General features: G+C 70.2%; 13 protein-coding genes. 6 read left to right on the forward strand and 7 right to left on the reverse strand.

Going from position 1 to position 19,131, the window contains the following annotated elements:
- Positions 1 to 340 precede the first annotated feature (340 nt).
- Positions 341 to 2,059 carry a glycerol-3-phosphate dehydrogenase/oxidase gene (locus ABNF93_RS05445; protein ID WP_349326417.1) on the forward strand — a complete coding sequence of 573 codons (1,719 nt, stop codon included), beginning with the start codon at positions 341 to 343 and terminating at the stop codon, positions 2,057 to 2,059.
- Here the strand turns inward: ABNF93_RS05445 and ABNF93_RS05450 are convergent.
- On the reverse strand, positions 2,033 to 3,034 hold the full coding sequence (locus tag ABNF93_RS05450) for a LysR family transcriptional regulator (protein WP_349326418.1): 1,002 nt from the start codon (positions 3,032 to 3,034) through the stop codon (positions 2,033 to 2,035). The two genes, ABNF93_RS05445 and ABNF93_RS05450, sit on opposite strands and share 27 nt — an antisense overlap.
- Before the next feature lie 185 nt (positions 3,035 to 3,219).
- Here ABNF93_RS05450 and ABNF93_RS05455 point away from each other — a divergent pair, with 185 nt between their 5' ends.
- A complete protein-coding gene (locus tag ABNF93_RS05455; protein WP_349326419.1) occupies positions 3,220 to 4,140 on the forward strand; it encodes a TIGR03564 family F420-dependent LLM class oxidoreductase in 921 nt (306 codons plus the stop codon).
- Positions 4,141 to 4,229: 89 nt separating this feature from the next.
- Here the strand turns inward: ABNF93_RS05455 and ABNF93_RS05460 are convergent, their stop codons facing one another.
- The 4 genes from ABNF93_RS05460 to ABNF93_RS05475 all read right to left on the reverse strand — a co-directional run bounded on the left by ABNF93_RS05460 (position 4,230) and on the right by ABNF93_RS05475 (position 11,678).
- Entirely contained in the window at positions 4,230 to 8,981 is a 4,752-nt protein-coding gene (locus ABNF93_RS05460; RefSeq protein WP_349326421.1) for an ATP-dependent helicase, read from the reverse strand.
- 86 nt (positions 8,982 to 9,067) lie between these two features.
- Positions 9,068 to 9,610, reverse strand: coding sequence for a hypothetical protein (locus ABNF93_RS05465; RefSeq protein WP_349326422.1), 543 nt, complete (start codon positions 9,608 to 9,610; stop codon positions 9,068 to 9,070).
- A 125-nt stretch (positions 9,611 to 9,735) separates the two neighbouring features.
- Positions 9,736 to 11,079, reverse strand: a complete 1,344-nt coding sequence (locus tag ABNF93_RS05470) for a sialidase family protein (protein WP_349326424.1) — start codon at positions 11,077 to 11,079, stop codon at positions 9,736 to 9,738.
- Entirely contained in the window at positions 11,067 to 11,678 is a 612-nt protein-coding gene (locus ABNF93_RS05475; RefSeq protein WP_349326425.1) for a SigE family RNA polymerase sigma factor, read from the reverse strand. Before ABNF93_RS05475 ends, ABNF93_RS05470 begins: the two co-directional genes overlap by 13 nt.
- Before the next feature lie 225 nt (positions 11,679 to 11,903).
- Here ABNF93_RS05475 and ABNF93_RS05480 point away from each other — a divergent pair, with 225 nt between their 5' ends.
- The 4 genes from ABNF93_RS05480 (at position 11,904) to ABNF93_RS05495 (ending at position 16,005) form a co-directional block, all read left to right on the forward strand.
- Entirely contained in the window at positions 11,904 to 12,977 is a 1,074-nt protein-coding gene (locus tag ABNF93_RS05480; protein WP_349326426.1) for a glucose-1-phosphate thymidylyltransferase, read from the forward strand.
- Positions 12,978 to 13,004: 27 nt separating this feature from the next.
- The gene (rfbB, locus tag ABNF93_RS05485) at positions 13,005 to 14,012 is read left to right on the forward strand and encodes a dTDP-glucose 4,6-dehydratase (protein WP_349326427.1); all 1,008 of its coding nucleotides are present in this window, start codon (positions 13,005 to 13,007) and stop codon (positions 14,010 to 14,012) included.
- Positions 14,012 to 14,863 carry a dTDP-4-dehydrorhamnose reductase gene (gene rfbD / locus ABNF93_RS05490; RefSeq protein ID WP_349326428.1) on the forward strand — a complete coding sequence of 284 codons (852 nt, stop codon included), beginning with the start codon at positions 14,012 to 14,014 and terminating at the stop codon, positions 14,861 to 14,863. The genes rfbB and rfbD overlap by 1 nt, the downstream gene beginning before the upstream one ends.
- Before the next feature lie 80 nt (positions 14,864 to 14,943).
- Entirely contained in the window at positions 14,944 to 16,005 is a 1,062-nt protein-coding gene (locus ABNF93_RS05495) for a class I SAM-dependent methyltransferase (RefSeq protein WP_349326429.1), read from the forward strand.
- A 15-nt stretch (positions 16,006 to 16,020) separates the two neighbouring features.
- Here ABNF93_RS05495 and ABNF93_RS05500 read toward each other — a convergent pair whose 3' ends face one another.
- Together ABNF93_RS05500 and ABNF93_RS05505 are read right to left on the reverse strand one after the other, a co-directional pair.
- Positions 16,021 to 18,255 (reverse strand): glycosyltransferase family 2 protein, encoded by a 2,235-nt coding sequence (locus ABNF93_RS05500; protein ID WP_349326431.1) that lies wholly within the window; start codon positions 18,253 to 18,255, stop codon positions 16,021 to 16,023.
- Positions 18,256 to 18,397: 142 nt separating this feature from the next.
- Complete coding sequence (locus ABNF93_RS05505; protein ID WP_349326432.1) at positions 18,398 to 18,988, reverse strand: dTDP-4-dehydrorhamnose 3,5-epimerase family protein; 591 nt, start codon at positions 18,986 to 18,988, stop codon at positions 18,398 to 18,400.
- Positions 18,989 to 19,131 lie beyond the last annotated feature (143 nt).

Here is a 19,131-nt window from a genome sequence, read left to right on the forward strand (position 1 = left end):
GCGGCGCATCACGTTGTGTGGAACGAAATTCGCTGTGTCGTGCCGGACAATGGCCGTTGCCAAGGCTCCCCGCCTCCGCGGGATCGGCCGGCGGGCCGGCATATTCCCGAATGGGGTCTGACGGAAATTCGAGAGTCACGACCTGGCAGGTTGTGGTAAGGGCGATGACTCCTATCGGTGGGCCCTCCACAGGATTCGCGGCGTTGTCGAACCGTTCACGAATGGCCGTCCAGGGCGGCGTTTCACCACGCCTCCGCATGCCGATCCTTTCTAGTAGATTGATCATCTGCTGGGGACGTCGAGACGTACGTACATACCGGGCGAATTCGAGGCGAGAGTTGTGAGGAGTTCTGCGAGGCTGGGTCCGCAGGAACGTGCGGACGCCTGGTCCCGGCTCGGCCAGCACACCTTCGACGTACTGGTCATCGGTGGTGGTGTCACCGGTGCCGGCACCGCGCTCGACGCCGTGACCCGAGGACTCGACACCGCCCTGGTCGAGGCGCGCGACTTCGCCAGTGGGACGTCCAGCCGGTCCAGCAAGCTCTTCCACGGCGGCCTGCGCTACCTCGAGCAGATGAACTTCGGCCTCGTCGCCGAAGCGCTCCGGGAGCGCGACCTCATGCTCACCCGGATCGCACCACACCTGGTCAAGCCGGTGCCGTTCATCTACCCGCTGAAGCATCGGATGTGGGAGCGGCCCTACGTCGGATCAGGGCTGCTGCTCTACGACGCGATGGCGCGCGGACGTTCTGTCCCACCGCACCGGCACCTCACCCGCACCGGAGCGCTCCGGCTCGTTCCCGGGCTGCGTCAGGACGCGCTCGTCGGTGCGATCCGCTACTACGACGCCCAGGCTGACGACGCCCGGCACACCCTCACCGTGATCCGGACCGCCGCCCGCTACGGCGCGGTCGTACGAAACTCCTCGGAGGTGACGGAGTTCCTCCTCGAGGGTGGCCGGATCGTCGGCGTGAAGGTCCGTGACGTCGACTCCGGCGACACCACGACGATCCGGGCGAAGGTCGTGATCAACTGCACCGGCGTGTGGACCGACGACATCCAGCGGCTGACCGGCGGACGCGGCCGGTTCAAGGTCCGGGCGTCGAAGGGCGTGCACGTGCTCGTCGCGCGGGACCGCATCGCGTCCGAGGCGGGCCTCATCCTTCGCACGGAAAGGTCGGTGCTCTTCGTCATCCCGTGGGGCAACCACTGGATCATCGGCACCACCGACACCGACTGGACCCTCGACCTCGCCCACCCGGCGGCGAGTCGCGCCGACATCGACTATCTCCTCTCGCATGTCAACGAGGTCCTGGCCGTACCCCTCACCCGCGAGGACATCGAGGGTGTCTACGCCGGGCTACGCCCGTTGCTGGCAGGGGAGTCCGAGCAGACCAGCCAACTCTCCCGCGAACACGCCGTTGCCCGGCCGCTGCCCGGATTGGTGTCGATCGCGGGCGGCAAGTACACCACCTACCGCGTGATGGCGAAGGATGCGGTGGACGCGGCCCGCCCTGACCTCGGGCAGTCCCTCCCGCCATCGGTGACCGAACACGTTCCGCTGGCGGGCGCCGAGGGCTATCACGCGCTGGTCAACCAGGTCGACGCGCTCGCCGACACCTACGGGCTGCCGGTCTGGCGGATGCAGCGGCTCCTCGACCGGTACGGCTCGCTGGTCGATGAGTTGCTGGACCTCGCCGAAGCGGACCGGAGCCTGCTCGAACCCCTGCCCGGCGCGGGTGAGTACCTCAGCGTCGAAGCGCGGTACGCCGCCAGTCACGAGGCCGCCGTCCACCTCGACGACATCCTCGCCAGGCGTACCCGGATCTCCATCGAGGTGCCGCACCGGGGTACCGAGACCGCCGAGTCGGTCGCGACCCTGGTGGCGGACGTTCTCGGATGGGACAAGGCACGGATCCGGAACGAGGTGGAGGTCTACCAGGCGCGGGTCGCCGCGGAGCGTGAGTCTCAGACCAAGCCCGACGATCTCAGCGCCGACGCCGAACGCCTGCTGGCTCCGGACACCCGCAAGCTAGCCGTCGGCCGCGCCCTGGGCTGAACCGACGGCCGCGCCGACGGGCTCGGGCAGGCCGGTCGGTTCGGGCTGGCCGGTCGGTTCGGGCTGGCCGTTCGGTTCTGGCAGGCCCGCGGCGGCAGGGGCATGGGGTCGGAAGGCCTCGTACAGAGCGGCCACGCAGGTCGACGTCTGAGTCACCGGTACGACGAGTGCGACCGGTGCGGTCAACGGCGGGTCGATCGGCAGGACCGCCACCTTTCTGGGTGCACTGCCGCGCTCCGCGTCGGCGTAGATCGCCGTCCATTCGCCGACTCCGGATCCGATCTCCACAAGAGCGTTGGTCACGCTCGACACCGGTCGGCCGGTGCGCGGCTCGAATCCGGCGCGACGGCAGGCGCCCAGGACCAGGTCCCCGAGCAGCCGGTCACACCCCGGTTCCGGAAGGCGGAGTGGCAGGTCGGCGAGCTGCTCGAGCCGTACCGCTGGCTGTCCGGCGGCGGGGTGGGAGGTGGGTACGGCGACGTACACCTGTTCTTGCCACAGCTCGATCGTCCGCAGGTCCGGATCGGCAGGTGCCGCGCGGACGAGCGCGAGGTCCAGCTCGCCACGGCGCACGGCTGCCAGCTGGTCGTGCGCTGGTCGACCGTCCAGCTCGGTACGAAGGCCAGGAGCGAGCCGGCTCAGCGCGTCGAGGGCGGATTCGAGGGTGGCGGCCAGCCCCGGGCTGGTCCCGATCCGCAGGAACCGGGTGCCAGCCGTCGCCAGCTGCGAGGCCACCGCCTTGGCGTGGTCGGCGGCCGCGAGGACCTTGCGAGCCTCGGAGAGGAGCCGCTCACCGGCATCGGTGAGCCGGACCGTCCGCGACGTACGGTCCAGAAGCTGGAGGCCGAACTCGCGTTCTAGCCTGGCGATCTGCTGGCTCACCGCGGGCTGGACGACGTGCATCCGTTGCGCGGCCCGGCCGAAGTGCAGATCCTCGGCCACGGCGACGAAGTACCGCAACTGCCGGAGTTCCACGTCCGCCTCCCGTCATCCCGCAGCCATCACGATTCCTGATCGCTGCACAGGTCAACCGCGCCTTGGTCACGGAGCTTCCCACCGGTTGGCTGGTGGACAGGCGTGGACGGCCGCCGGGTGCGGGGAAGGACCGGCCGGCGTCAGGTGGTGAGGCGCGAGAACGATGAGGAAACGAGGGAGTACGCATGCGGGTCGGGCTGTGGATCGAGGGACAACTCGGGGCACCTGTCGAGGAGGTGGTCAGGCAGGTGAGCGCGGCGGCCGAGGCGGGTTACGCACGGGCGTGGATCGGCGAAGTCGGCAGCTGGGACCCCCTGACCCTGCTCGCAGTGGTGGGACGGCACGTTCGGGAGATCGAGGTCGGGACGGCGATCGTCCGGACCTATCCGCGGCACCCGCTGGCGCTCGCCGCACAGGCTCTGACGGTCCAGGCAGCGACGGGGAACCGCCTCGTCCTCGGCCTAGGGCCGAGCCACGCACCGATCATCGAGAACGAGTACGGCCAGTCGTTCTCGGCTCCAGGGCGCAACATGCGGGAGTACCTGTCCGCCCTGACGCCGTTGCTGCGTGGCGAGTCCGTGGCGTACCACGGTGAGAGCTGGACCGCCGTAGGTGGGATCGGGGTGGCGGGCGCCGACGCGCCCCCGGTCCTGGTGTCCGCGCTCGGCCCGGTCATGCTGCGGGTCGCGGGCGAGTTGGCGGACGGCACGATCACCGCGTGGGCGGGACCCCCGACGATCGACGACATGGTCAGGCCCGCGCTGGAGCGGGCGGCCGCGGGCGCAGGACGACGTTCGCCGGCCGTGGTGGCATCGGTGTGCGTGTGCGTCACCGCCGATCCCGATGGAGCGCGCCGATGGGTGAACGAAACGTTCGGCCGGGCGGGGGAGCTTCCGAGCTACCGGGCGGTGCTCGACCGGGAGGGGTTGGCAGGGCCCGGAGACGCCGTGGTCGCCGGTGACGAGACCGCCGTCGAACGGGGTCTGCGCCGGTTCGCCGACGCGGGCGCCACCGAGATTCTGGTGATTCCCGTCGGTACCGCGCAGGAGAAGACCCGGACGGTCCAGACGCTCGGCAGCCTCGCACCGTCGCTCCACGCCGGGTGAGAGGGCGTTCACGCAGACCTGTTGCCTGCGGGCACCGCGCTGGCTTCGGCGTCGTTCGCTGGCGGTCGTCCTCCGTGCGTCGCGTGGTGTCAGCCACGGAGGCGGAGTCCGCGTGGGGTGGTGTGGAACCCGGCCGATTCGAGCGCGCTGGCCAGCGGACTGACTCCCTCGGGATGGTTCCGCTGGCGTAGGACCGCTTCGCCGTCGACCCGTTCGACGCTGAGCTTGCCGAGCACGCCGTCGCGGACGGCGAGGGCGAGGGCGTCGACCGCCGGTTGCAGGGTGGCCGGGTCGTCGGACCAGGTGAGCAATGTGCGCCCGCCGCGTTCGACGTAGAGGACGAGCTCGCCGTTGACCTGGACGACGAGCGCGCCGGCCTTCCGGCCGGGACGGTGCCCGCTCTTCTCCTCCGTCACCTGGCCGGGGCGGGTGGGCCAGGCAAGAGCGGCGCCGTACGGATTGGCGGGGTCGGTCGCCGCGAGCACGAGTGTCGTCGGAGAGGCGCCAGAGGGTTCGGCACGCAGCTGGTCGACCGCTCCGGCCACACCGAACTGGGCAGCTCCGAGCCCGGCGACGAAATAGCCTCGGCGGCAACGCCCCGACTCCTCGAAGGCCTTCAGAACCTGGTAGACCGCCGCGAACCCGCCGGGCACCCGCTCCGCGACCACGGCCCCTCGGGTGAGGACGCCGTAGCGGTCGAGCAGTGCCTCGGCGGCCGCGTGGGCCCGCCTGGTCGGGTGCGGATCGCGTTCGGGCAGCAGGGACCACCGACCGCCCGCGATCGGTGGTCCGGTGCGGCTCGGCATGGCAGGCCGGCCCCCGCCGCGAAAGGATGCCCGTCCGCCGGCGAACCGGGCCCGCGGTGTCCGCGACCGTGACCTGTGCGCCGACGAGCCGCTGCCGAGCAGCGCCCGAAGTGGCGCCAGCGTGTCGCCGGTGAGGTGACCGGCCCACACGAGGTCCCACAAGGCGGTCACCAGGGCGGCGTCGTCGTTCTGTGATCCGGCGCCACCCTCCATCGATGCGGTGCTCACGGCGGTAGCCAGATGACGGAAGAAGAACCCGCCACCTGAGTCGAGGACGTCGAGGATGGCCCGGTGCAGCGGGCCTGGTTCGAAGTCCGGATCAACCTCCGGCAAGGTGAGAGCCGCCGTGTCTGCCAGGTGCAGGGAAACCCAACCGTCGCTGCCCGGCAGGGTGCCGTGACCCGCCCACACCACTTCACCCGACGCGGTCAGCTCGTCGAGCATGGTGGGGGAGTAGTCGGCCACCCGGGCGGCGAGGACCAGCGGTTCGAGCGCGGACGCCGGCACCGCGCAGCCGGCCAGCTGCTCGACCACGCGAAGCACTCCGTCGGTGCCGCGGAGGCGTCCGCCGACGTGTTGCCAGCTCGGGAGGAACCTTGCGAGCGTGGGCGGGTCGACGGGCTCGACCTCACTGCGCAGCGCGGCCAGCGACCGGCGGCGGAGGGTACGCAGGACATTGACGTCGCACCATTCCGCACCGGCGGACTCTGGAGCCGAACCACGGAAGGCGCCTTCGACCACCCGGTTCTCGGCGGCCAGGCGGTGGAGGGTGCCCATGACGACCGCGACGCCGAGGCCGAACCGACCAGCCACGTCGGCGGCGTGGAACGGTCCATGCGTTCTCGCGTATCGCGCCACCAGATCACCCAGCGGATCGGCGACCGGCTCCGTGAACACCTCCGGGATCCCCACCGGCAGGGGCGTGCCAAGGGCGTCGCGCAGTCGGCCGGCGTCCTCGATGGCGGCCCAGCGCTCGACCGGTTCCGCACCCTCGACCGATGGGTGGCCTTCGGGCGCCGGTCCACGCACCCGGATGACCCGCCGGGCTCCCTCCAGCTCCGCCAGCCAGTGACCCGACCGCTCCGGGTCGACGCACCGAGCGGCGACTTCCGCACTGGACTGCGGGCCGAGCAGGCGGAGCAGGTCGGCGACGCCCTCGATGTCGCGGCACCTGCGGTCAGGGTCGAGCCGCTGGAGTTCGGCCTCCGTACGCACGATGACGTCCGGGTCGAGCAGGTCGCGCAACTCGGTCTGCCCGAGCAGTTCGGCGAGCAGCGACCGGTCGAGTGCCAGCGCTGCCGCCTTGCGCTCGGCCAACGGTGCGTCGCCTTCGTACATGAACGCCGCGATGTATCCGAACGTCAGCGACTTCGCGAACGGCGAGGGCTCGCTGGTCTCGACCTCGACCACCCGGACCCGCCGGGCCTCGATGCCGCGGAGCAGCTCCACCAGGCCGGGCAGGTCGTAGACGTCCTGCAGGCACTCGCGGACCGCCTCCAACACGATCGGGAACGAGGCGTACTTGCCGGCAACCGCGAGCAGCTGGGCCGACCGGCGGCGCTGCTGCCACAGCGGGGTCCGGCGACGAGGATCGCGGCGGGGCAGCAACAGCGCCCGCGCGGCACACTCACGGAACCTCGACGCGAACAGCGCAGACTCGCCGATCTCGTCGGTGACCAGGCGTTCGATCTCGTCAGGGGCGAAGATTGCGAGCTCGGCCCCCGGCGGGGTGTCCTCGGTGTCGGGGATCCGGAGCACGATCCCGTCGTCGGCGTGCACGGCTTGGACGTCGACGCCGTAGCGTTCGCGCAGCCGGGCGTTGATCGCGAGGGCCCAGGGTGCGTGCACCCCGCCGCCGAACGGCGTGTGGACACAGATCCGCCAGTCGCCCAGCTCGTCGCGGAACCGCTCGACCACGATCGTGCGGTCGTCGGGCAGGTGCCGGGTCGCCCGCTTCTGCTCGGCCAGGTAGGACACGAGGTTGTCGGCCGCCCACTCGTCAAGGCCGGACTGTCGCACTCGCGCGCGGGCGTCGTCGGGAGAGAGCCGGTCGAGCTCGCGGACGAAGCCGCCGATCGCCTGGCCGAGCTCCGCCGGCCGGCCGAGCACGTCGCCCTTCCAGAACGGCAGCCTTCCGGGTTGGCCCGGTGCGGGCGAGACGAGCACCCGGTCGTGGCTGATCTCCTCGATGCGCCAGGACGAGGCTCCCAGCGTGAAGATGTCGCCGACGCGGGATTCGTACACCATCTCCTCGTCGAGCTCACCGACCCGCGACGCCTTCTCGCCGACGAGGAACACGCCGAAGAGCCCACGGTCAGGGATGGTCCCGCCACTGGTGACCGCGAGCCGCTGCGCTCCCGGCCGTGCGGTCAGCGTGCCGGCCACCCGGTCCCACACGAGGCGCGGGCGCAGCTCGGCGAACTCGTCGGACGGATAGCGCCCCGTGAGCATGTCGAGCACCGCGTCATAGGCCGAGCGCGGCAGTGTCTGGAAGTTCGCGGCCCGGCGGACCAAGGCGTAGAGGGCGTCGACGTCCCAGGTGTCGACCGAGCAGGCCGAGACGATCTGCTGGGCCAGGACGTCGAGCGGGTTGGCGGGCAGCCGGGTCGCCTCGATCAGGCCCGCCCGCATGCGGTCGGTGACGACGGCGGTGGCGACGAGATCGCCGCGGTACTTGGGAAAGATCACCCCACGCGAGACGGCTCCCACCTGGTGCCCGGCGCGGCCGACCCGCTGGAGACCGCTGGCCACGGACGGAGGTGCCTCCACCTGCACCACCAGGTCGACCGCGCCCATGTCGATGCCGAGCTCCAGGCTGCTGGTCGCGACCACGCAGGGGAGACGCCCGGACTTGAGGTCGTCCTCGATCAGCGCGCGTTGTTCCTTGCTCACCGACCCGTGGTGGGAGCGGGCGAGGACATCGGGCGCGCCCTTGCTCGCCCCGGACTCCGCCATGATCTCGGCGGGGGAGCCGGCGTGCGGAAGGGCTTCGTCGTGCGTACGGTCGTAGGCGATCTCGTTGAGCCGTGCCGTCAGGCGTTCGGCGAGCCGCCGGGAGTTGGCGAAGACCAGCGTGCTGCGGTGGGCCTCTACCAGGTCGGCGACCCGCTCCTCGACGTGCGGCCAGATCGATGCCCGGCGCTCCGGCCCGGCGGCCGCGCCGGTACGGATGTGCTGGCCCGCCCCGCCCGGACCGTCCGGACCGTCGTCGACGGTGGCGCGCAGCGCGTGCGGTTCGGACGCCTTTCCCAGCTCGCCCATGTCCTCGACCGGGACGACGACCTGGAGATCGAACTCCTTGTCGTACGCCGGATTGACCACCGTCACCGGAGCGGCGCCGCACAGGAAACGGGCAACCTCGTCCACCGGGCGGACGGTCGCCGAGAGACCGATCCGCTGGACCGGTGGGCGCCGAGGCGGTTCGTCGCTGCCGGCGGGCTGGCCGGCGACGAGGGCGTCCAGGCGTTCGAGGCAGAGGGCGAGGTGGGCGCCGCGCTTGGTCCCGGCGACGGCGTGCACCTCGTCGAGGATCACCGTCTCCACACCCCGCAACGCCTCCCGAGCCTGGGAGGTCAGCAGCAGGAACAGCGACTCGGGCGTCGTGATGAGGATGTCGGCAGGCGTACGCACGAACCTGCGGCGGGCGTCGGCGGGCGTGTCGCCGGAGCGGAGCGCCACCTCGATCGACGGCTCGGTCAGGCCCAGCCGGTGGGCGGTGTGCCGGATGCCGGCGAGCGGCGCGCGGAGGTTGCGTTCGATGTCGACGGCGAGGGCCTTCAGCGGCGAGACGTAGAGGACCCGGCAGCGGTGCTGCCGCTCGGCCGGCGGATCGGCGGTGGCCAGCCGGTCGAGTGCCCAGAGGAACGCCGCGAGGGTCTTGCCCGAACCGGTCGGCGCGACGACCAGGCTGTGCTCGCCTCGGCTCACCGCGTCCCAGGCACCCACCTGGGCGGGAGTGGGCGCGGCGAAGGAGGACCGGAACCATTCTCGGGTCGGGGTCGAGAACCGCGAAAGTACGTCAGGAGCCTCGGGCACCCGTCCATGGTCTCGCAGCCCGCCGACACCTCCGGCGAAAGGCGATGGCCGCCGTCTCGGATCAGGACGATCGGCCGGCGAATCCGTCAGACCGGATGTTTCGTCGCGGGCGTCGGGAGGCTTGCGCCGGATCGGCCGACGAGGAAGTCGCGGTAGACCTTCAGGAAGCCGACGAAGATCGTGACCGCCGACGCGGCGTTGAAGACCAGCCTCGACCAGTGCAGCCGCTGGAACTCCTGCGCGGTCTGCACGAGAAAGGCATCGGAGTGCACCGCGGTGCCTTCGACGAACAGGATCTCGTTGCGCGGCCAGTGGAACGCCATGGAGAAGAGTCCCTCGCACACGATCATGAGCACGCTGAAGGCGACCCAGTAGCGTGCCGGTCTGATCCGCCACGCCAGGACCACGGCCCCGACACCGGTGATCCAGGAGAGGAACCCGAGCGGCGGGAAGAAGTCGTTCGGTGCGGTGACCCTCATGAACTCCAGCGCCGTCTCGAGCGAGGCCGGAGGGTCGACGAAGATGTTCGGATAGACCATGAACGTCTCGAGCACGATCGCGCCCAGCAGGATCATCATCAACCAGAGGTACGCCATCGAGACGGCGAGCGTGACCGCGCGAAGTTTCATGGGACCACGGTGCCGCGCCGAACCCGCGCCGCACATCCGGGAAGAGCCGGTACGCCACCCGGCCTCCGCCTCAGGGTCCGGCCGGGGGTCGCCCTGGCCGGCCAGACTTTCCTGGCGAACCAGGCTCACCTGATGCTGACCGGTGACCACCTGGCGCCGCCGTCGTCGGTACGGAAGAGGTGGCCTTCCAGGTCGAGGATGTAGCCGATCTCCTCGGTCGTGAACCCGGCGAAGGCCGGCCTACCCAGGCCCGGCACCGGCGTCGTCGACGTGTCATCGGTTCCGATGTTCCGCGCCTCCCCAGGCACCGCGACGATCGCCCGGCCGGCGTCGCGGGCGCCGAGTGCCGATGCCGTCGCCGGTGCCGCCGGTTCCCCGGCGGGTACGTCGGTCCAGCTCGCTCCCGAGTCGGTCGAGACGTGCAGCGTGGTGCCGGTGCCGGTCGCGCACCTCAGCCAGAGAGAGCCGATCGTCGCCGACAGGCGCCCGGCGTCGAGGTCCTGGTGACACGGCGTCGGGTGCGTCTCGAACGTCGTACCGTCGTCGGTCGACGCCCAGACCGACGTCCCGTCGGCGTCCTTGTCGGTGACGGCGACCAGCTGGCCCGTCACGGCGAGGTCTTCTGGCGCCTGCGCCTCGACACCGAGCTGCTGCCATGTGCCCTCGCCGAGAAGGGCCCGCCACAGGGTCCAGCCGCTGCCGTTGTCGACCAGCGCGTACGCCGAACCTCCGCCGACCTCCAGCCGCTTGACGAGACCGGGCACGGACCGGTCCTGCTCCCAGGTACGACCCGCGTCCCGGGTCACCCACAGGGCACCGCCGTACGCCCAGCCGGTCCGGCCGTCGCCAGCGAACCGGACGTCACTCACCGTGCTGGCGCTGACTTCGTTGTCTCCACGCGCGACAGCGGACGGAGGGCTCGCCAGCGAGATGAACGTCGACCCACCGTCCTGGGTCGCCGCGAGGGCGGCGCGATCGCCGTCGGTGGTGCCCAGCAGCCAGTAGGTCTCGGGTCCGGTCGCGGTGATCGAGACGGGCGAGAAGTCGCCGGGAACCGGGGCGATCTCCGAGAGCACGTTCGGCTGCTCCGGCTCCGACCCGGGCGACTGGTCGGCGCGTTCTTCCCGCCTCCGATCGGAGTCGCCGTCCCTGCCGGGCGCCGATTCCGCTCCTCGGTCGTCGGAGTCCATGTCCGTGGCGTCGGGGGCGCTCTTTTCCGCCGGCGCGCCGGCCCCGCTGCTGGCCCCGTCGGCGACCATGATCGTGGGCCCGCCGCCGGTCGCGACGTAGCCGATCCCGCCGAATGCGGCGATCACCGCGGTGACGGCACCGGCCGCCATGACGGCCTTCCGCCGCTTGCGCCTCCGGGCCGCGCCGGCGTGGACGCGGTCGAGGACGTCCACGTCAGGGGAGAGCCCCCACCGGTCGCCCCGCAGTCCTTCTCGGAGGCGGTGCTCTAGCGGGTCCATGGCGTGTCCTCCTGGTCGCCTCCGCGGGCGGTCGGACCCGAGGCGGGTGCGGTCGCCTCTTTGGCGGTTGACTCTCTGACGACGGCTGGCGGCACCTCGCGCCGGGGCGGCTGGTCAAGCCCCTGCTCCGGCAGGCGCGCACGCAGCTTCGCGAGCGCCTTGAACGTCTGGCTCTTCACCGTTCCGACCGAGCATCCGAGGATCTCGGCGACCCGGCGTTCGGACAGGTCTTCGGCGAACCGGAGCACGATGACGGCGCGTTGCTTGCGGGGGAGCGCCGCGAGCGCGCGCTGGAGTTCGGGGTCCGGAAGCTGCGGATCGTCGTGGTGGCCGCGGTCGGGTACGTCGTCGACCAGCTGTTCCCTCCGTCGGCGGCGCCAGATGCTCACGTTCCGGTTGACCATCGTTCGGCGTACGTAGCCTTCGGGGTCGTCGCGGTTGCGTACCCGATGCCAGGCGGCAAGGGTCCGCTCGAGCGCGTCCTGGACCAGGTCCCCCGCGGCGTCGGGACTCCCCGTCAACATGTGGCCAAACCTCAACAACTCGGGCATTCGGGCCCGGACGAACGCATCGAACGCCTCCTCGTCGTCGTTCCGCACGCGGCGGCTCCCTTCGCCGTCGGGCGGTCGTGGACTGGTGACGTGCGACCGCTACCCGTAGGTTGCCCGATCGAATTCGACGGCGTAAACGGACCCGCCGTTCCCGGGCGTCAGCCTGGTCCGGGATCGTTGTGGGCGGGTCCGGGCCCGGGCGAGGCGATCCCCGACCCGCCCGGGCGACGGAGTGGTCAGGTCGATCAGGTCGAGCGGCTAAGGTGTCCGACCATGCGCGCACTGGTGCTCTCCGGGGGCGCTGGTACGCGGCTGCGGCCACTGACGCACACGTCGGCCAAGCAGCTGGTGCCAGTGGCCAACAAGCCTGTCCTGTTCTACGGCCTGGAGGCGATCGCCGAGACCGGCATCACCGAGGTCGGCATCGTGGTCGGGGTCGACTCCGCCGCCGAGGAGATCAAGGAGGCGGTGGGCGACGGCAGCCAGTTCGGGCTGGACGTGACCTTCATCCCGCAGGACGCACCACGCGGGCTCGCCCACGCCGTCCTCATCGCCCGCGACTTCCTCGGTGACGAGGACTTCGTGATGTACCTCGGCGACAACTTCATCGTCGGCGGCATCAAGGCGCTGGTCGACGAGTTCCGGAGGGAGCAGCCGGCGGCCCAGATCCTGCTCACCCAGGTGCCCGATCCCACCCAGCTCGGCGTCGCGGAGCTCGACGCCTACGGCAAGGTGGTCGGCCTCGAGGAGAAGCCGAAGCAGCCCAAGAGCGACCTCGCGCTGGTCGGTGTCTACATGTTCACACCGGCCATCCACGAGGCCGTACGCAAGATCAAGCCGTCCTGGCGCAACGAACTCGAGATCACCCACGCCATCCAGTGGTTGATCGACCAGGGCATGGACCTGCGTTCCACGGTGATCTCCGGCTACTGGAAGGACACCGGGAACGTCGCCGACATGCTCGAGGTCAACCGCACGATCCTGGAAACGCTCGAGCCCAAGGTCGAGGGCACCGTCGACGACGTGAGCGAGATCATCGGCCGGGTCGTCATCGAAGCCGGCGCGACGGTCACGGCGTCACGCATCGTCGGGCCGGCGATCATCGGCAGGGGCACCACGGTGGCCGACTCCTACGTCGGGCCGTTCACCTCGGTCGAGCACGACTGCCGGATCGTCGACTCCGAGATCGAGTTCTCCATCGTCGAGCACGACACCTCCGTCGAGGGTGTACGCCGGATCGAGGCGTCGCTCATCGGCCACCATGTGCAGGTGACGCCCGCGCCCAGGGTGCCGAAGGCGCACCGCCTGGTGCTCGGCGACCACAGCAGAATCCAGATCAGCTCCTGACCGTTGCCGTCCCAAGGGAATTCCTCCGTGCCTGCGTCCACTGACACGACTCCGCGCATCCTGCTCACCGGCGGTGCCGGCTTCATCGGCTCGCACTTCGTCCGTACGTTGCTCACCGGCGGGTTCCCGCCTCTCGCCGGTGCGCACGTCACGGTGCTCGACAAGCTCACCTACGCCGGCAACCCGGCCAACCTCGACCCGGTGCGTGACCGGACGGGATTCGCGTTCGTCGAGGGTGACATCACCGACGCCGCCCTCGTGGACTCGGTAATGGCCGAGCACGACGCGGTCGTCCACTTCGCCGCGGAGTCCCATGTCGACCGGTCGATCGAGGGCTCCGCGGACTTCGTGGTCACCAATGTCGTGGGCACACACACGCTGCTGGACGCCGCGCACCGGCACGGCGTCGGTCCGTTCGTCCACGTGTCGACCGACGAGGTCTACGGCTCGATCCCCGAAGGCTCGTGGCCGGAGACCGATCCGTTGGCACCCAACTCGCCGTACTCCGCCTCGAAGGCGTCGAGCGACCTGATCGCGCTGTCCTACCACCGCACCCACGGGCTCGACGTCCGGGTGACCAGGTGCTCGAACAACTACGGGCCGTACCAGTTCCCGGAGAAGGTCATCCCGCTGTTCATCACCAACCTGCTCGACGGCCAGAAGGTGCCGCTCTACGGCGACGGGCTCAACGTCCGCGACTGGCTGCACGTCGACGACCACTGCCAGGGAATCGCGCTGGTCCTCGAGAAGGGCAGGGCCGGCGAGATCTACAACATCGGCGGCGGTACCGAGATCACCAACCGCGAGCTCACCGAACGTCTGCTCAAGGCCTGCGGCGCGAGCTGGGACAGTGTGGAGTACGTCGAGGACCGCAAGGGTCACGACCGGCGTTACTCCGTCGACTGGACGAAGCTGCGGGACGAGGTGGGCTACAGCCCGCGCCACGACTTCGACACCGGCCTCGCCGAGACAGTCGCGTGGTACCGCGACAACCGCACCTGGTGGGAGGGCCTGAAGCAGGAGCGGACGCCGTGATGCGCTGGCTCGTCACCGGTGCCGCGGGAATGCTCGGCCAGGACGTCGTCGCCCGGCTCCGGGCCCACGGCGAAGAGGTCACCGCTCTCGCCCGGAGGGACCTCGACATCACCGACCCCGCGGCAGTCCGCTCGGCGTTCGCCACGCACCGTCCGCAGGTCGTCGTCAACTGCGCCGCCTGGGCGGCGGTGGACGACGCGGAGGCGCACGAGGGTGCCGCCCTGCTGGTCAACGGCATCGGCCCGCGGGTACTCGCCGAGGCCGCCGCCGCGACCGACGCCCGGCTGGTGCACGTCTCCACCGACTACGTGTTCGCAGGGGACGCGACGGAGCCGTACGCCGAAGACGCCAAGCCCGACCCGCGCACGGCGTACGGCCGGACGAAGCTGGTCGGCGAACAGGCCGTGTTCGAGACCCTCCCCGACAGCGGTGTCGTCGTCCGCACGGCATGGCTCTACGGAGCGCACGGTTCACACTTCGTCCGCACCATGGCGAAGCTCGAGGGCCAACGCGACACCCTCGACGTCGTAGCCGACCAGCGGGGTCAGCCCACCTGGACCGCCGACGTCGCCGAGCGGCTGGTGCTCGTCGGCGCCAACCCGGAGGCGACGGGCGTGTTTCACGCCACCAGCTCAGGGGAAGCAACCTGGTGCGATCTTGCCAAGGACGTGTTCGAGCTGCTCGGATCTGATCCGGCGCGGGTGCACCCCACGACGACCGACAAGTTCCCGCGCCCGGCGCCTCGACCTGCCTACAGCGTGCTCGGGCACGCCAGGTGGGCCGAACTGGGTGTCAACCCACTCAGGCACTGGAGGGCCGCTCTGCGGTCAGCCTTCGCGACGATCGTGTGAAACACGGCGGGCGAGTCGATCCAAGACGCCGGCTCTGTCCCCCTATCGTGTGAGTCGTCGAGTGGGCGAGGAGAGAGCAAGTGCACCGCCACGGGTTCCTGCGCAATCTGCACGCGGTCTACCAGCCGCGTACGTATTTCGAGATCGGCATCAACGACGGCCGGAGTCTCACTCTGTCCCGCGTTCCCACGGTCGCCGTCGACCCCGCCTTCAAGGTGGTGAAGGAACTCCGGTGTGACCTCCACATGGTCCGGGAGACCAGTGACGACTTCTTCGCCCGCGAGAAACCGCTCGAGCACCTGGGAGAGGCCAAGGTCGACCTGGCGTTCATCGACGGCATGCACCTGTTCGAGTACGTCCTGCGTGACTTCATCAACACCGAGAAGTACGCCGACTGGTCGAGTGTCGTGGTCTTCGACGACCAGCTGCCGCGCAACGTCGACGAGGCGGCGCGCAACCGCCACACCGGCGCATGGACGGGTGACGTCTACAAGATGATCCCGGTGCTGCAGCGTTACCGGCCTGACCTCCGGCTGGCCGTGATGGACACGAGGCCGACCGGAGTGATGGTGGTGCTGGGCCTCGACCCCACGAACACGGTGCTCGCGGACAACTACGACGAGATCATGGACACGTTCCTGCTCAAGGACCCCCAGCAGATCCCGCCCGAGATCGTCGAACGGAGCTGCGCGATGACGCCGGAGGCGCTGCTGTCGGCGCCGTTCTGGTCCGCGCTGGTCGCCGCGCGCGACGCCGGCGACCCGTCGTACGGCCGCGAGCAGCTGCTTGCCGGGATCGACCACGATCTCGCCGACCTGTCGCGTCCCCAGCTCTCCGACTGGCTACCCGACCCGGCCGCCGGCCGCGACTGTGAGGTCGACCAGTCCGCGTCGGTCGGCGAGCAGCGGATGGTCGCCGCCATCCGCCAGAAGGCCGCCGCGAAGGCCTCGGGCACCCAGAGCCAGAACGGCGCCGGGTCAACCGCGCAGCATGCGGCCACGGCGACGAAGCAGGCGGGCGCCACGAGGCCGTCGAGACGTGTGTCGCAGCGGCCGAATGACCTGTTCGGCAAGGTGGCGAAGCGTGCGCCGTTCCTGCGCCGGCTACCTGGTGCTCCGCGGTTGGCGAAGAAGCTCCGCTAGGTAGGGGCGCTTCGTTCAGCGCTGGCGGACAGGCTGGCGGACGAGGCGGCGGCGGATCCGCCGGGCCAGACGACGCCCTCTCCGCGCGAGCCGGTCTCTCACCGGTGGCGGCGCCGCGGCGGTCGCGTCGAACGTCTCATCCGGTCCGGACTGTGTCAGGACGTCGACGACCGGAGGGCGGGACCTGGTGGGCACGGTGAGCGTGGCTGGGAGACTGATGAACCCGTCGGCGTCGGCCACGCGATTCTTGGCCTTCTTTTTCTTCGTTCCCCGCGACGCTGTGCTCGCGCCGGGGCGGAAGAGCCGAACGGCCACGGAGTAACGGCCGGGATCCAGCCGCTCGATGAGCGGGGCGCACAGCTCCGAGTGGGCGGTCCCGTCGGTGACCGCGGGCGCGAGCTCGGCGTTGAGCTCCGCGACCTTGCCCGAGCCGTCGTGGACCAGCCGGATCGCCGCGCCGGAACGTGGCTCCGCGACGACGGCACGCAAGGGAATGGTGAGAGTGGCCTCCGGAGGTGTCCCCGCCACGACTGGTCTGGTTTTCCTGATGAGCTCCAGGCCAGGCGTGATGGCGTGGTCGCCTACGTCGAGGGACAGGTTGGCGTGGTTCGTCCAGTGGGGCGTGATGATCCGGGGCGGTTCGCCGAGGATCGCGGGTACGCAGTTCTCGGTCGCCTTGGTGGCTCTGACCGCACCCAGCCGGGTGTCCTTCGTCCAGCCAAAGCCGGAGAGCCGGACGGTGACGTCCCAGACACCGCTGGCCAGGGCGCCGGAACCGGCGACGGTCGAGACGTCGATTTCAGCCTCGCCCTGCAGGATCAGCCGGAACTGCTCGTCCAACTCTCCACTGGACGGTCCGGCGGCGGCCGCGGTCGCCGACTCGTCGACCGCCTTGCGGACACCGGAGTACGCCACCGGAACGAAGAACTCGGCAGCGTTGCCGCGGGCCCGGAGGATGACGTCGAGCCGCGCATGGGGCAGGCGGTCCGTGGTGTCGAGGTCGTCCTCGGCCAGGCCCTGCAGCGCCTCGGCAGGAAGCGGAGGGAGGAGAAGGTCGCGGTCTCCACGGTGCGTGAACGTCATCGGTGCGCTGTTGGCACGGAGCTCCGCGGTGACGGCGAGGCGCAGCGCGCCACCGTGCCAGCCCAGGTCGTCGAGTCTGGCGTGGGTACGGATCCGCTCCTCCCACTCGGCGAGCTGGACCAGGGCATCGAGACGACCGGCCATGGCGAGGCTGCCGATGATCCGCTGTGCGGCGGGAAGGCCTGCGGCGACGCCCGGTCCGAACCTTTCACTGCAGACCAGCCGGACCTCCTCCAGGAGCGCCCTGCGGTCCTCGTCGGGTGCGTGCAGAAGGCGGCGGCCGCGGAGTCGCTCGAGCATTTCCTGGCGGAACCACCGGCGGTAGAGCCGGTCGCGCAGCGGACCTGGTTCGGTGTTGGCCTCCACGATGTCGAGGGCCTCGCGGAGATTGGCGAAGTATCCCTTGTGTTCGAGGCGCTGGAAACCGGCGTTGGAGGCGTCGTCACGGCGTACGTGGTAGTAGCAGACGTAGTCGCTCAGCACCGACACGGTGCGCGCCGCGAAGTACGCGGCGGTGACGAAGACGTGGTCCTCCAGCCGGCGTCGCCCCTCGGGAAAGCGCAAACCGTGCTCGTCGAGGAACTCCTTGCGGAACATCTTGTGTGGCGTAAGGCTGTCGATGAGCGGCGCGTCGGACAGTGTCGCGTGGGGGTAGGTCTTGCGGAACAGCTCCCGCGGAACTCCGCGTCCCTTGCCCGCCATCTTCCCCACGACGACGTCGGAGCCGTTCTCCTTCGCGAAGGCGTACATACGTTCCAGTGCCTCGTCGCCCAGCCAGTCGTCGTTGTCGACGAAGAAGACGTACTCCCCCCGCGCGTGGGCGATCCCGACGTTGCGCGGCTTGCCCGACCAGCCGGAGTTCTGCTGGTGGATGACCCGGAGGTGGGGGTGGGCGGCGGAAAGGGCGTCGAGCCGTGCAGGGCTGTCGTCGGTCGAACCGTCGTCGACGAAGATCGCTTCGAACTCGGTCGAGGGCAGGCTCTGGCGCAGGAGCGAGTTGATGCAGTCCTCGAGATAGGGGCCTGGGTTGTAGACCGGCACGATGACGCTGACCTTCACCCCGGATCCCTGCGTGCTCACGTCTGCAGGATCCGGCGTCTCTACTGGCGACTCCACCGGCGTCTCTGCCGGTGACCGGTCGGTGGGCTTTGATGCCAGCCCGGTCATGGGAACTCCTTCGTCAGCCTCGTGAACCACGTCTTCCCGGCGTCGTGGATCGACTGGACCCGGGTGGGGCCGGTCAAGACCGTGATCATCCTTCCCTTACCCCACCAGACATGTTTCTCACGCGTACGCCGACCCCGCTCTGTCAGGTGAGCGAGGAACGGTATGCCTTGCAGTCGGCGTACGACGGGAGTGCCCCCTGCAGTTCGGCTTGCGCCAGGGTCGGAGCGGCGGCGTCCTTCTCCGACAGCACGGGCTCGATGTCGTCGGCCCACGCGAGGGCGAGGTCGGGGTCGAGGGGGTGCACGCCGTGCTCGCGGCCGGGCGCGTAGCCCTCCGAACACAGGTAGATCGCCGTCGTGTCGTCGGTGAGGGCGAGGAACCCGTGGCCGAGCCCTTCGGACAGGTAGACGGCTCGCCCGGTCTGTTCGTCGAGCCGGACGAACTCCGAGCGCCCGAATGTCGGCGAGCCGACCCGCAGGTCCACGATCACGTCGAGGAGGGCGCCGCGGGCGCAGGTGATGAACTTCGCCTGGCCGGGAGGAACGTCGGCGTAGTGAATGCCACGCAGGACACCGCGTCGTGACACTGAGCAGTTGGCCTGCCGCAGCGCGAACTGGTGGCCGACTGCCTGCTGGAACTCGTCGGAGGCGAACCACGCGACGAACGAGCCTCGGTCGTCGGGGAAGACCGGCGGTTCGGTCACCCAGGCTCCTTCGATGCTCAACGTCTTCATGGCCCTAGACCCTACCGAGCGGCTGGCGACGCCGCCCTTTCCGGTCACGGCCTGCGACGGCGGACGTCTGCCGTCGGTGGGGTCAGGGATCTCCCCAAACCGGTCGCCGGTCGAGTAAGATTCCGTGTTTTTCCTCAAGACGG

It is taken from the genome of Actinopolymorpha sp. B9G3 (genome assembly GCF_040120725.1).
Taxonomy (GTDB): Bacteria; Actinomycetota; Actinomycetes; order Propionibacteriales; family Actinopolymorphaceae; genus Thermasporomyces.